This is a genomic window from Bradyrhizobium sp. BR13661 (genome assembly GCF_029892425.1).
In the GTDB taxonomy this organism is placed as follows: domain Bacteria; phylum Pseudomonadota; class Alphaproteobacteria; order Rhizobiales; family Xanthobacteraceae; genus Bradyrhizobium.
The window spans coordinates 52,716-65,176 of record NZ_JARXWB010000028.1 but is presented as its reverse complement, the minus strand read 5'-3'; the positions used below and the strand labels follow the sequence as shown (position 1 = coordinate 65,176).

At 65.1% G+C, this 12,461-nt stretch carries 11 protein-coding genes; 8 read left to right on the top strand and 3 right to left on the bottom strand.

Features of this window, described 5'->3' with window-relative positions; genetic code table 11:
- Positions 1-40: 40 nt before the first annotated feature.
- Positions 41-610: a ferritin-like domain-containing protein gene (locus M2427_RS32815; RefSeq protein ID WP_280710952.1), complete on the bottom strand. Its 570-nt coding sequence runs from the start codon at positions 608-610 to the stop codon at positions 41-43.
- Positions 611-893: 283 nt separating this feature from the next.
- Here M2427_RS32815 and M2427_RS32810 point away from each other — a divergent pair, with 283 nt between their 5' ends.
- The 8 genes from M2427_RS32810 (at position 894) to uraD (ending at position 8,763) form a co-directional block, all read left to right on the top strand.
- A complete protein-coding gene (locus tag M2427_RS32810; RefSeq protein ID WP_280710951.1) occupies positions 894-1,547 on the top strand; it encodes a class II aldolase/adducin family protein in 654 nt (217 codons plus the stop codon).
- A gap of 12 nt (positions 1,548-1,559) precedes the next feature.
- Positions 1,560-3,347 (top strand): chloride channel protein, encoded by a 1,788-nt coding sequence (locus M2427_RS32805; protein WP_280710950.1) that lies wholly within the window; start codon positions 1,560-1,562, stop codon positions 3,345-3,347.
- A gap of 131 nt (positions 3,348-3,478) precedes the next feature.
- Entirely contained in the window at positions 3,479-4,792 is a 1,314-nt protein-coding gene (locus M2427_RS32800) for an alpha/beta hydrolase (RefSeq protein ID WP_280710949.1), read from the top strand.
- A gap of 118 nt (positions 4,793-4,910) precedes the next feature.
- Positions 4,911-5,291, top strand: coding sequence for a hypothetical protein (locus tag M2427_RS32795; protein ID WP_280710948.1), 381 nt, complete (start codon positions 4,911-4,913; stop codon positions 5,289-5,291).
- Positions 5,292-6,117: 826 nt separating this feature from the next.
- A complete protein-coding gene (locus M2427_RS32790) occupies positions 6,118-6,408 on the top strand; it encodes a hypothetical protein (protein WP_280710947.1) in 291 nt (96 codons plus the stop codon).
- 110 nt (positions 6,409-6,518) lie between these two features.
- Positions 6,519-6,932, top strand: a complete 414-nt coding sequence (locus tag M2427_RS32785; RefSeq protein ID WP_280710946.1) for a DUF3830 family protein — start codon at positions 6,519-6,521, stop codon at positions 6,930-6,932.
- On the top strand, positions 6,933-7,868 hold the full coding sequence (gene puuE / locus M2427_RS32780; RefSeq protein WP_280710945.1) for an allantoinase PuuE: 936 nt from the start codon (positions 6,933-6,935) through the stop codon (positions 7,866-7,868). It abuts the gene before it with no gap.
- Between the two features lie 7 nt (positions 7,869-7,875).
- Positions 7,876-8,763, top strand: a complete 888-nt coding sequence (uraD, locus tag M2427_RS32775; protein WP_280710944.1) for a 2-oxo-4-hydroxy-4-carboxy-5-ureidoimidazoline decarboxylase — start codon at positions 7,876-7,878, stop codon at positions 8,761-8,763.
- Here uraD and M2427_RS32770 read toward each other — a convergent pair.
- Together M2427_RS32770 and M2427_RS32765 are read right to left on the bottom strand one after the other, a co-directional pair.
- The gene (locus M2427_RS32770; protein ID WP_280710943.1) at positions 8,760-11,486 is read right to left on the bottom strand and encodes a molybdopterin cofactor-binding domain-containing protein; all 2,727 of its coding nucleotides are present in this window, start codon (positions 11,484-11,486) and stop codon (positions 8,760-8,762) included. The two genes, uraD and M2427_RS32770, sit on opposite strands and share 4 nt — an antisense overlap.
- A complete protein-coding gene (locus M2427_RS32765; RefSeq protein WP_280710942.1) occupies positions 11,483-12,310 on the bottom strand; it encodes an FAD binding domain-containing protein in 828 nt (275 codons plus the stop codon). Before M2427_RS32765 ends, M2427_RS32770 begins: the two co-directional genes overlap by 4 nt.
- Positions 12,311-12,461 lie beyond the last annotated feature (151 nt).

Genomic DNA, 12,461 nt, shown 5'->3' with positions numbered 1-12,461 from the left:
GTTCCGCGGCGCCGGAGGCAACAATTGGGCGGGACGTGGATCAGGCGGCTTCGCGGTACTCGGCCTCCGCTTCGAGGTTGATCACGGACGTGGCGAGCTCGGTCAGGGTGTGGTCGGTCGCCTCTTCCTCGTCCAGCGTATCCTGGAGCAGCCTTGCCGCCTCGGGCATGCCGAGCTCCTCGGCCCAGGTGCGCAGCGTGCCGTAGCGCGAGATCTCGTAGTGCTCGACGGCTTGCGCCGCGGCGAGCAGGCCGGCGTCGAGGGCAGGGGCGTTCTTGAAGTCCTTCATGATCTCGGCGCCCTCGTCGGTAATGCCGTTGATGGCCTCGCACGGCTTGCCGCGTGCCGGCTTGTCCAGCATCGCAAAGATCTGCTCGAGCCGTCGCACCTGGCCCTGCGTCTCCCGCAGATGCTTGTTGAAGGCGGCGGCCAGGTCCTTCGAATGGGCGGCCTTGGCCATCTTCGGCAGCGTCTTGATGATCTTGTTCTCGGCGTAATAGATGTCTTTCAGCGTTTCCAGAAACAGGTCGCTCAGCATCTTGGGCGCCCGGCGCGGGCGGCGCGATGCGGCCTTTTTCGCAGGGGCACGTTTCTTTGCTCGTTTAGCCATAGGTCCTCCTCATGAGGTGACACGGGAAGGCACGCCCTTCCTCAATCCTCACGCGATCAAGAGCCAGCGTTTGCAAATGTTCCTCGCGAGCGCCCGCGCGAGCCTGTCGTAGGCCTGCGACAATCTATTAATATATTGATTTTACACTTGATTTCGTGATCCGGCGGGGTCGTTGGCAATCCGGGGTCCGAACGGGTCCGCTTTCGCTTGCACTGCCATATTGCTTTGACGTACTTCGGGTCTAACAAGCGTCCATCGCCAAGAAGGTCGAGACGTAGTCGGGATGTCGATGACAGCGGACGAGCTCGCGAAGAGACAGGCCATCATCGACGCCTGCCGCCGCATGAATGCGCTCGGCATCAACCAGGGCACCTCTGGCAATATCAGCGTGCGTTCTGGCAATGGGATCCTGATCACGCCCACCAGCGTGCCCTATGACGCGATGACGCCGGACCAGATCGTCTTCATGGCGATCGACGGCTCGCACGCGCCCGACCAGAAGCCGTCCAGCGAGTGGCGCTTCCATCTGGATATCCTGAGGGCGCGCGGTGACGTCAACGCCGTCGTCCACGCCCATCCGACCTACTGCACCATCCTGGCGATCATGGGCATGGAGATCCCGCCGGTGCACTACATGATCGCGGCCGCCGGCGGCGACAATATCCGCTGCGCGCCCTATGCGACCTTTGGGACAGTGGAGCTGTCCGGGCATGCAGTGCGGGCGCTGGAGGGCCGGCTGGCCTGCCTGCTCGACCATCACGGCATGATCGCAGTCGGCAGGACGCTCGACAAGGCGATGTGGCTCGCCGTCGAGGTCGAGACGCTGGCGCGGCAATATCACGGCTGTCTCCAGATCGGAAAACCGCCGCTGCTCTCCAGCGACGAAATCGAACGGGTCCGCCAACGCATGGCCGGCTACGGCATGGCTGAAGGGTAGGGCGGGCGTCAGGTGTTTGCGCGGATCAGGCATATCGTCGATCGTAAGGGGACGAGCCGCACCATGCTTCGGCTGCGTGCGCTCCTGCGCAGCAACGAGTTCTACCTGATCCCGCTGGCGCTCGTGATCGGCACGCTGGCCGGTGCGATCGTAACGCTGATGGCCGAGATCGCGCAGATCGCCCATGTCGTGATCTACGGCATTCCCATCGACGTGCGTCTTTCGGCCAACGCCTATATCAGTCCCTGGGCGGCGATGATCGCGCCCGCGCTTGGCGGCCTGGTGCTCGGCATCATGGAATGGTGGCGGCGGCGGCTGAAGATCTCGAGCGCAGTCGACCCGATCGAAGCCAATGCGCTGCGCGGCGGCAATCTGTCGATGCGCGACAGCGTGGTGGTGTCGAGCCAGACGCTGATCTCGAACGGCTGCGGCGCCTCGGTCGGCTTAGAGGCCGGCTACACCCAGATCGGCTCGGGCATCGCCTCGCTGTTCGGCAAGTTCTTCAATCTCCGGCGTAACGACCTCCGCCTGATCGTCGGCTGTGGCGCTGCGGCGGCGATCGCAGCAGCCTTCGGCGCGCCGATCACCGGCGCGTTCTACGCCTGCGAGCTGATCGTCGGCGTCTATTCGGTCGGCAGTGCCGCGCCCATCCTGGCGGCCTCGCTTGCCGGCGCGCTCACCGCGCAATGGCTCGGCGGTGCGCCATACTCCATCGAAATACCGAAGGTCAGCGCCGTCGGCGTCGAGCAATATCTGGCGCTGATCGGGCTCGCGCTCGTCACCAGCGGCGTCGGCATCGCCGTGATGCGCTCGTCCTCCATGTTCGAGCGGCTGTTCAAATGGCTGCCGGTCTGGCTGCGCCCCGTGATCGGCGGCCTCATCGTCGGCGGCTTCGCCCTCATCACGCCGCAGGTGCTGGCGGCCGGCCACGGGGCCATGGTGCTCGATCTTTTCCACGACATGACGATCGGCCTGGTCGCGCTGATCATCGCGCTGAAGGTGACGGCCTGCCTGATCTCGCTGGCCTCGGGCTTCCGCGGCGGTCTGTTCTTCGCCTCGCTGTTCGTCGGCAGCCTGATCGGTAAGTTCTTCTCCGCGGTGCTGCTGCTGATCAGCCCGAACTTCGTGATCGATCCGCTGGTGGCCATGCTGACCGGCATGGCCACGCTCGGTGTTGCCATCGTCGGCGGTCCCCTCACCATGTCGTTCCTCGTGCTCGAGATGACCCGCAATGTCGACGTCACCGCTGTGGTGCTGGCCGGCTGCATCGTCACCTCGATCTGCGTCCGCTTCATGTTCGGCCATTCCTTCTCGACCTGGCGCCTGCATCTGCGCGGCGAGACCATCCGCAGCGCCAACGACGTCGGCTGGCTCCGCAACCTCACAGTCGAGCGGCTGATGCGCTCCGACGTCGGCAAGGTGCCGTCGACCACGACGATCGCCGCCACCCGCAGCGAATTTCCGCTGGGCTCGCGCCCCGGAATCGTCATCGTCAACAATGCTGACGAATATGTCGGTCTCGTCCTGCTGCACGATCTGTTCTCCAGCGATCTCGACACCATCGCCGACGACATCCAGATCATCGAGCTCGCGCGCCTGACCGAGATCGTGCTGATCCCGGAAATGAACGTGAAGTCGGCGATGGCGGTGTTCGACGAGGCCGAGGCCGAAATGCTGGCGGTGGTCGATTCCACCGACAGCCGCAAGGTGGTCGGCTTCCTGACCGAAACCACCGCGCGCCGCCGCTATGTCGAGGAAATCGACAAGGCCACGCGCGGCGTGCTGGGCGCGTTGTCGTAAATCGCCCACCCCCCCCCCGGGCAAGTTGACGCTGGCACGCAGAGCGGACTTGCCAGATCGTTCACAACCTCTAGGCTCGGCACGGACGGCCGGACGAGTGCCCGGCCGCGTTCAGCGACGAGGGCCGCGCGATGTCGGACACGCTTCGCCTGTTGCTTGCCTTGCTCGACCTCGGGCCCCGCTTGAAGGACCTGCTGGGCGATAAATGGCCGCCCTACCGCGACGAATTGCTGGAGTTGGCTGGACGCGCCGGCCAGGGTGAAGACCCGGACAAGCTTCGCTGGGCGCTCGATAGGCTGATCGTGCGCCTGCTCGGGGAGGCGCCGGCCATGGAACTCGTCGCGCGCGTGATGGAGCAGATGTCCTCGCCAGTGGCCGAGACCGTCACCCGGCGCGGCCGCGTGTCACCGCTTGTGGTCCCGGACATCGTTCGTCCGACCACGGATGAAGCGAGTGGCGTCGTCACCATCCCCGTCTTCTACGGCACCGACCGCGCACGCGGCGACGACACGCCGGCGCGCTATTTTGGCGGCGCGCGCGGGATGCCTTCGTTCGGGATCGCGGAGGTCAGCGTGCCCACGCGTGGCCGCGATCTCGGCGAACTCACCAGTCCGAGCTGGTGGCGGCTCGAATTCTCCGCCGATCCGGAAAAGCATGTGATCCTTAAAACCGTGGGATCGCTTGATCGGGACGCGTTCGTCGCCAGCCTGACAGACTCGCTCGCCGCAGCGGACCTGCATGACGTTCTGGTCTTCGTGCACGGCTACAACGTGTCGTTCGAGGACGCGGCGCGGCGGGCCGGCCAGCTTGCGGTGGATCTGAAATTCGGCGGCCGGACGCTGCTGTACAGCTGGGCGTCGGCGGCGGATGCGAAGCAATACACCGTGGACGAGAGCACGATCGACTGGTCGCGCGATCACTTCGAGGCATTTCTTCAGCTCGCGCTCGGCGAGATCGGCGCCGGCAAGGTTCACGTCATCGCCCACAGCATGGGCAACCGCGCCGTGATCAACACGCTCGAACGCGCCGCGTCCTGGCAGCTGCCGGCCGGCGCCGCCAAGCTTGGTCAGATCATCTTTGCCGCGCCCGACATCGACCGCGACCGCTTCGTTCAGCTCGCAGCGAAGTTCAAGGGATGCGCGACGCGCGTCACGCTCTATGCCTCCTCCCGCGACGTCGCGCTGCTGGCCTCGAAATTCGTGCATGGCTATCCCCGCGCGGGCGAGGCCGGCGATGCTCTGACGATCGTCGACGGCGTCGATACGATCGATGCCTCACGGGTCGACACCAGCCTGGTCGGCCTGCACCATTCTTATTTTGGCGAGAAGCGCTCGATCCTGAACGATATGTTCAGTCTGATCGTGCAGCAGCTCGCACCTGACCAGCGCTTCGACCTCCAGGCGGCAGGCGATGCGCTGCGGAAGTACTGGAGTTACAGGGCCTAGTGGGCGTACGATCGCTCAAAGCGTGGCGGATTGCCGCGATCGCGAAACCATCCCGCTGCTCTAAGCATTATATGTCGTTTCCCTATGTCTTCATTGGCGAGAACAGAGGACAGCTAAGATGAGTGACAGACCTTTGAATTCGAGACTTGGCCGTAAGGTTGCGCTGGCCGCATGCGCCGGTCTCGCTCTGGTCGCGGGGGCGCTGTCGCCGGCGGTCGCCGCGTCCCCAACGCCGGCCAAGGCCGCAATGGCAGGGCAGGGCTCATCCAACGCGACCGATTTCAGCGCCGCGCGACGGCATCGCTATTATCGCCGCGGACCGAGCCCGGCGGGCCTTGCCTTCATGGGCCTCGCCGCCGGTCTGATCGGAGGCGCGATCGCCGAGAGCCGGCGTCAGGAGTATTACGACAACTACTACTATGGTGGCCCGCGCTATTACGGCCCCGGTCCCGGCTACGGCTATTATGGCGGACCGCGTTACTACTACGATCCGTATTGATCGTTGCCGTGACCCGTCGGGGCAAAACACCAGCGGGCGCTGTCAAGTCGCGCCCGCAGAAATATTCCACTTTACCGAAATTCGGAAATGGCGTATGTATCGCCCATCCCGGCTCATCCTTGAGGGGCGATCTCGAGTCGTCTTGATTGCGAGCCGGGCTTGCGGTGGACGCGGGCAGCGTTGGGCGCGAGAGGTGCGGGCAGGGCGGGTAGTCCCTGTGAGCCCGAAACCGCGTGCTGACGAACGGCGCTGTCAGGTTCGTCTCGCCTGCGGGTTCTCAGGTATGTCGACAAGGCCTGGGAAAACTGCGGTGAACAAGCGAACCCTAGCGTACGGCAAAACCGTGTGGTCCTGGCCGTCGTCGCTACGGTCAAGCTGTCGCAGAGGTGCAGGGAGCCCAACCGGGTGAAGTGCATCGCTAATCTGCGAGGCGAGGGAGGCCAGAAGGAATTCGGCTCCCGGGAGAGCACGGCATAAGCCGTCAAACCACTGCGCAGGGAAGGCCGAGTGTTCGGCACCACCTGTATGCTGCTGTGCGGTTTTCCTGCGCTACATTTTCGCGCAGCGGACCGCGGGTGCGAGGTTGGCACCCGGTCTTCCCTGCGCCCTCTTGGTTCAAGAGGGACACGAGATCAAGCAAAGCTCGGGCGAAAGAAGCCGCGAGAGCGTGAAGGCGTGTCTCCGATTCAAAATGCGAACGAGAGAAGCGAAGCGGGCCGCCACTATCGCCGTCTAAATATTCGGCAATCACCCCACCGGGCCCGGATGGACTTGACCGGCGCAATCCGGTTGAATGGGGGCAATGAAGGTTTCAGGCGCGACAACGATGTCGAAATATCTGCTGGTCCTGCTTTTGATCGCCTCACCTGTTGTGGCGCAGGTCAAACCCGCTCCAAAAACTGCGGCGGCGCATTCCGACCCCTGCGCTCCGATCGGACGCACCGCGGACGGCAAGCTAGTCTATTCCATGAAATGCGAGAATCTGCCGGCGCCGCCCCCGCCGCCGCCGCAGGCGGAACTGAAGGAGGCGCCGCCGTCGGCTGCGGCCGCAGCAGCGGAGCCCGAGCCGGAGGTGCGGCGGAGCGGCATTTTCGGCTGGTCCTACGATCGCAGGTAACGCGCCTTACGCCCTTCTTGCGCCCCTTGCGCGAAGCCCGCTGGAATGCTCTTTGCTGCAAATTCCCCGTGGGGCCTCCAATCCCTTGGCCCCCGATCCAGAGAGATGAGATGAGCAAACTCGTTATCCGCGCCGGCGATTTCACCTTCGATGCCCGCTTCGAAGAGGAGGCTGCGCCGAAGACCGTCGCGGCGTTCCGCAAGGCGCTGCCGTTCGAGAGCCACATCATCCATGTGCGCTGGAGCGGCGAGGGCGTCTGGATGCCGCTCGGCGATCTCGATTTCGGCGTCGGCTACGAGAACCACACCAGCTATCCCGCGCCCGGCCAGATCATCCTTTATCCCGGCGGCATCAGCGAGACCGAGATCCTGATGGCCTATGGCGGCGTGCACTTCGCCAGCAAGATGGGCCAGCTCGCCGGCAATCATTTCATCACCGTGACCTCGGGCCTGGAGAATCTGGCGACGCTGGGCAAGAGCGTGCTCTGGAAGGGCGCGCTGCCGATCCGCTTCGAGGAAGTCTGAGTGACTGACAGCAGCTACCCGCGCGATCTCCGCGGCTACGGCCGCAATCCGCCGCATCCGCAATGGCCCGGGAATGCGCGGGTCGCGGTGCAGTTCGTCGTCAATTTCGAGGAAGGCGGCGAGAACAATATCCTGCATGGCGATCGCGCCTCGGAAGCGTTCCTGTCCGACGTGCTGGGCGCGCAGCCCTGGCCGGGCCAGCGCCACGCCAATATCGAATCCATGTTCGAATATGGCTCGCGCGCCGGCTTCTGGCGGCTGTGGCGGATGTTCAGCGAACGCAAATGGCCGACCACCGTGTTCGGTGTCGCTACCGCGCTGAAGCGCAATCCGGAAATCGTGGCTGCGATGAAGGAGGCCGGCTGGGACATCGCGAGCCACAGCCTGAAATGGATCGAGCACAAGGACATGACGGAAGCGCAGGAGCGCGCCGAGATTGCGCAAGCGATCCGCGTCCACACTGAGGCGACCGGTTCGCGGCCGCTCGGCTGGTACACCGGACGCTCCTCGATCAACACCAACAGGCTGTTGATGGAGGAGGGCGGCTTCCTCTATCTCTGCGACTCCTATGCCGACGATCTGCCCTATTGGGTCAAGGGCGCGAACGGCAAGCAGCTCGTCATTCCCTACACGTTAGACGCCAACGACATGCGCTTCATCAACCCGCAAGGGTTTGCCGAGGGCGAGCAGTTCTACACCTATCTGAAGGACGCCTTCGACGTGCTCTATGCCGAAGGCGAGACCGCGCCGAAGATGATGTCGGTGGGGCTGCACTGCCGTCTCGCCGGTCGGCCCGGCCGGGCTGCCGGCCTGATCCGCTTCCTCGATTACATCGGCAAGCATGAGCGCGTCTGGGTGCCGACGCGCCTCCAGATCGCGCAGCATTGGCACGACAAGCATGCGGGTCTTGCCGCCGATGCATTCGAGATCGGATAAGGCCGCAATGTCGCAAATCTCGCTCGCCGACCTCAACGCCGTAAGCCAAGCCGACTTCGTTGCCGCGCTCGCCAATGTCGTGGAATATTCGCCGTGGATCGCCGAGCAGATCGCGGCGCGCCGTCCGTTTGCCGGCATCAACCAGCTGCATGCCGCGCTGGTGGCGGCAATCCAGGCGGCCGAGCCTGAAGCGCAGCTGGCGCTGATCCGCGCGCATCCTGATCTCGCCAACAAGACCCAGCGCGCGGCCGGCCTGACGGCGGAATCGACCGACGAGCAGAACAGCGCCGGCCTCGACCGGTTGTCGGAGGCCGAGTTCGCCGCGTTCGAGCGGGCCAACAACGCCTACCGCGAAAAATTCGGCATCCCCTATATCGTCTGCGTACGGCGTCACACCAAGGATTCCGTGCTGCGCGACTTCGAGACACGCTTGCGCAATATCGCCAAGACCGAGACGCGCCGTGCGATCGAGGAGATCGGCCGCATCTCGGCGCTGCGGCTCGACCAGCTCGTTATCGCCGACGACAAGCTGAAAGTGCACGGCCGGCTCTCGACCCATGTGCTGGACAATCTCGCCGGCAAACCTGCGCCGGGGATTCCGGTGGAACTGGTCGAGCTCGCTGCGCTCGGAGAGAGCAGGGTGATCGCGCGCACCGTCACTAATGCGGATGGCCGCACCGACCAGCCGCTGATCGGTGGCCGTCCCCTGCCGATCGGCCGCTACGAGCTTCGCTTCAGCGTCGCAAAATATTATTCCGAACGTAACGTGCCGCTGTCCGATCCGCCGTTCCTCGACGAGATCCCGCTGCGCTTCGCGATCAGCGAGCCGGAGAGCCACTACCACGTGCCGCTGCTGGTCACGCCGTGGAGCTATTCGACCTATCGCGGGAGCTAGTCGCCGTATTTCTCGTGCAGGGCCGGAAACAGCCGGTCCGGTTTGAACGGCGGCGCGGTGAAGCGGATGCCGGTGGCGTCCGCGATGGCGTTGCCGAGGGCTGCGGCGACCGGATTATAGGGGCTCTCGCTCATCGACTTCGCGCCCAGCGGCCCGATCGTGTCGGATGTCTCGGCGAACAGCACCTCCGTGCGCGGAACGTCCGCGAAGGACGGGAGATGATAATCGCGAAACTTCGGATTGGTGACGCGGCCATCAGCGTCGATCACCATCTCCTCATAGAGCGCCGCGCCAAGCGCCTGCGCGACGCCGCCCTCGACCTGGCCGCGGCACTGCATGGGATTGGCGACGACGCCGGCATCGGCGGCCTGCACGCTCCTGAGAATCCTGATCTCGCCCGTGGCCTTGTTCACGGCGATGCGAAAACCCTGCACGTTGAAGCCAACCGAGCGCGGCGTGCCCTCGGAATTGCCGCGCGCGGTGAGCGGACGACCGGTCTCGCGCGCGAGCCTGGCAAGCTCTGCGAAGGACATCCGCCGCACGCCGCTGACGACGAACTCGCCCTCGAGCGCGCAAGTCCCTGCATCGCAGAGCCATGCGTCGGCCGCCGCTGTCCTCAGCTCGGTCGCAAGCTGCATGGCGGCGGCCTCAGTCGCCTTGCCGGCCACGAAAGTGCCGGTGCTGCCATAGGCGCCGGTGTCATGGCCGCCATGGGCGGTGTCGGACTGGCGCAGCCGGATCCGCTCGACGGTGGTCGCCAGGATTGTCGCGGCGATCTGCCGGTGCACGGTGCTGGTGCCGTTGCCGAATTCGGCGGTGCCGACGGTGAGATCGAAGCCGCCATCGTCGTTCAGCGCGATCATGGCGTCGGCGATGTGACCGGCGGGCGGCACCGTGTCGATCATGGTCAGCGCGATGCCCTCGCCGGTCAGCCAGTCCGGCGACAGCCCGGGTTGCGGGGCATCGGCCTGCATGGCGCGCTCGACGAGGTCAATGCACTGGTCGAGCCCGTAGGAGCCATAGAGCACGTCGTGATATTCGGACTCGGGTGGCGACAGCATGGGATCGCCGGGCCTGACGATGTTGCGGCGGCGCATGTCATAGGGGCTGATGCCGAGCTGCTTCGCCAGCTCGTCGATCGCAGCCTCCACCGCGATCAGCGCCTGCGGCAGGCCGTAACCGCGAAACGCGCCGGCTGGCACGGTGTTGGTGTAGACGACGTGACCGTCGACCCGCTTGTTGGGACAATTGTAGACCGCGATCGACTCCGACACCGCGTGGAACATCACGGAGGGGCCGTGATTGCCGTAGGCGCCGGTGTTGGAGAGCAGGTCGAGCTGCAGTGCGGTCAGCTTGCCGTCGGCATCCGCACCGGCCTTGAGGTGGACCCGCATCGGATGCCGGGTCGAGGTCGCGATGAACTGTTCCTCGCGGGTGAGCTCGAGCTTGACGGGGCGTCCCGTCTTCAACGCGGCGAGCGCCAGAACATCCTCGACGAACATCTCCTGCTTGCTGCCAAAACCGCCGCCGACGCGCTCGCAGAACACGCGGACCTTATCCATGGGCAGCTGGAAGATGTCCGAGAGCGCGCGCCGGGTCAGGAACGGCACCTGCGTCGAGGTGCGGACGTTGAGCACGCCTGCATCGTCGAGCCAGGCGAGGCCGCCATGGGTCTCCAGCGCCGCATGCTGCACACGGTGGCTGTGAAAGGTGGCCTCATAGGTCGCCGCCGATGTGGCGAGGGCCGAGGCGACATCGCCGAACTCGCCGTGAATCTCCGCGACGAGATTGCGCTGCGCGTCGGCGACGCGGTTCGCGCTGGTTCGATCGGGATGAACGAGCGGCGCGCCCGGCAGCATCGCCTGTTCGGGGTCGATCAGCGCAGGCAGGAGCTCGTAATCGACCTTCAGCCGGCGGCAGGCCTCCTCGGCAGCGTCTTCGCTGTCCGCAACGACCGCCGCGACCTTCTGGCCAATGAAGCGGACGACGTCGTCGAGGATGCGGGTGTCCTCGGGGTCCATCCAGTCCTTCTCATGCCGCGCCGTCGAGATCAGCACCGACGGCGCGTCCTCGTGCGTCAGGATCGCGTGCACGCCGGGCACCGCCATCGCCGCCGATCGGTCGATCGCGACGACCTTGGCATGCGCATGCGGCGCGCGCAGCAGCTTGATGTGCAGCACGCCTTCAACCTCAGTGTCGAATGTGTACCGCGCGTTGCCGCGCACGACATCGGGTCCCGCGGGCGCGGGCAGGCTGCGGCCGAACGCGCCGCCAGCCTCGACATCCTGTTCGATATTGCTCTTGCCGTGGATCGCGTCCTCGATCGCGCGATAGCCAGTGCAGCGGCAGATGTTGCCCTTCAGCGCCGCGCCAAGGTCGGTGCGCTGGGCCTGGTTCAGCGAGGCACAGGTCAGGATCATGCCGGCAGTGCAGAAGCCGCACTGGAATCCTTGCGCCTCGAGGAAGGCCTGTTGCATCGGATGCGGGCCGTGCTCATCGCCAAGACCTTCGATCGTCGTGATGGCGCGCCCCTCGGCGCGAAATGCCGGGATCAGGCAGCTATGCACGGGCTCGCCGTCGAGCAGCACGGTGCAGGCGCCGCAATCGCCGGCGTCGCAGCCCTTCTTCACCCCGAAATGGCCGAGCTCGCGCAGGAACGTGCGCAGGCATTGGCCGGCGCGCGGCGTTTGCGGAAAGCTGGTGCCATTGACCTCGAAGCTCATGACGGCGTTGCACCCAAGAGCTCGACGCGAATCTCCTCGGCGAGCCGCAACGTCATGTGCTTGCGCCAGAGGGGCTTGCCATGAATATCGGTATGATAGAGATCGTCGGTAATCTCCTCCGCGATGGCCGTGCGAAGCGCGCTCGCGTCGGGCGGCTTTGCGAACGACAGCAAGACTGGGCGCACGGTCGATGCGGTCACGGTCAGTTTCAACGCACCAGTGCCGTCGAGGCTTCCGATCAGAAGCGCTGCGGAGCGGCCGATGGGTGCGAGCGAGATCTGGCGAAATGCCGAGCGGCGCTTCAGGGCCGCGACCGGAATGTCGATCTGCCGCAGCAGATCGCCGGGCGACAGGCGGTTACGCTGATTGCCAGTGACGAATTCGGCGACGGGAATCCTCTGCTCGCCGCCGCCGGCCTGCCAGATGGTGCAGACGCCGTCGAGCGCCGCGGTGAGCGAGATCATCGGCCCTGCCGGCAGCGACATGCAGAGATTGCCGCCGACCGTCGCCGTCTTCCAGATCTTGAAGGAGGCGAGGAAGGCGCGGCAGCATTGGCTGATCAGCGGTGCTGCGAGCCAGTCTGTCGGGCAGGTCAGCGCATCGAGTTGCGCGATCGTGCAGGTGGCGGCGATGCTGAGGTGGCTCTCGGTGATCGTCAGTGCCGGCCATTTCAGATCGGTGAGATCGATCAGCCGGGTGAGGTGAGCTTGTGGCTCCGAGAACAGCCACGTGCCGCCCGCGAGCCAAGCATCACCTGGCGTCCAAACGGGCAGTTCGAAGCGCGTTTGCGGATGACTGACCGCTGTGATGGTATTCAAGTCCATGGCTGCGATAACGCCTGCGCCTGACGATTTGCGTTGAGGGAAAGTCTTGCAAGACCAGCGCCAAGTGGCAACAAGAAGTGGCAACAACAAGTCGTGGTAATCGCGCGCGGGCTGGCCCTGGCCTTGCAGGCCTCCCGTCAGCGGATGTCAG

Bases quoted from the DNA above. Each gene is read 5' to 3' on its own strand.
- uraD (WP_280710944.1), top strand. From the start codon at position 7,876: ATGTCGCAAATCTCGCTCGCCGACCTCAACGCCGTAAGCCAAGCCGAC.
- M2427_RS32815 (WP_280710952.1), bottom strand. From the start codon at position 610: ATGGCTAAACGAGCAAAGAAACGTGCCCCTGCGAAAAAGGCCGCATCG.
- M2427_RS32785 (WP_280710946.1), top strand. From the start codon at position 6,519: ATGAGCAAACTCGTTATCCGCGCCGGCGATTTCACCTTCGATGCCCGC.
- M2427_RS32790 (WP_280710947.1), top strand. From the start codon at position 6,118: ATGTCGAAATATCTGCTGGTCCTGCTTTTGATCGCCTCACCTGTTGTG.
- M2427_RS32810 (WP_280710951.1), top strand. From the start codon at position 894: ATGTCGATGACAGCGGACGAGCTCGCGAAGAGACAGGCCATCATCGAC.
- M2427_RS32795 (WP_280710948.1), top strand. From the start codon at position 4,911: ATGAGTGACAGACCTTTGAATTCGAGACTTGGCCGTAAGGTTGCGCTG.
- M2427_RS32765 (WP_280710942.1), bottom strand. From the start codon at position 12,310: ATGGACTTGAATACCATCACAGCGGTCAGTCATCCGCAAACGCGCTTC.
- M2427_RS32770 (WP_280710943.1), bottom strand. From the start codon at position 11,486: ATGAGCTTCGAGGTCAATGGCACCAGCTTTCCGCAAACGCCGCGCGCC.
- M2427_RS32800 (WP_280710949.1), top strand. From the start codon at position 3,479: ATGTCGGACACGCTTCGCCTGTTGCTTGCCTTGCTCGACCTCGGGCCC.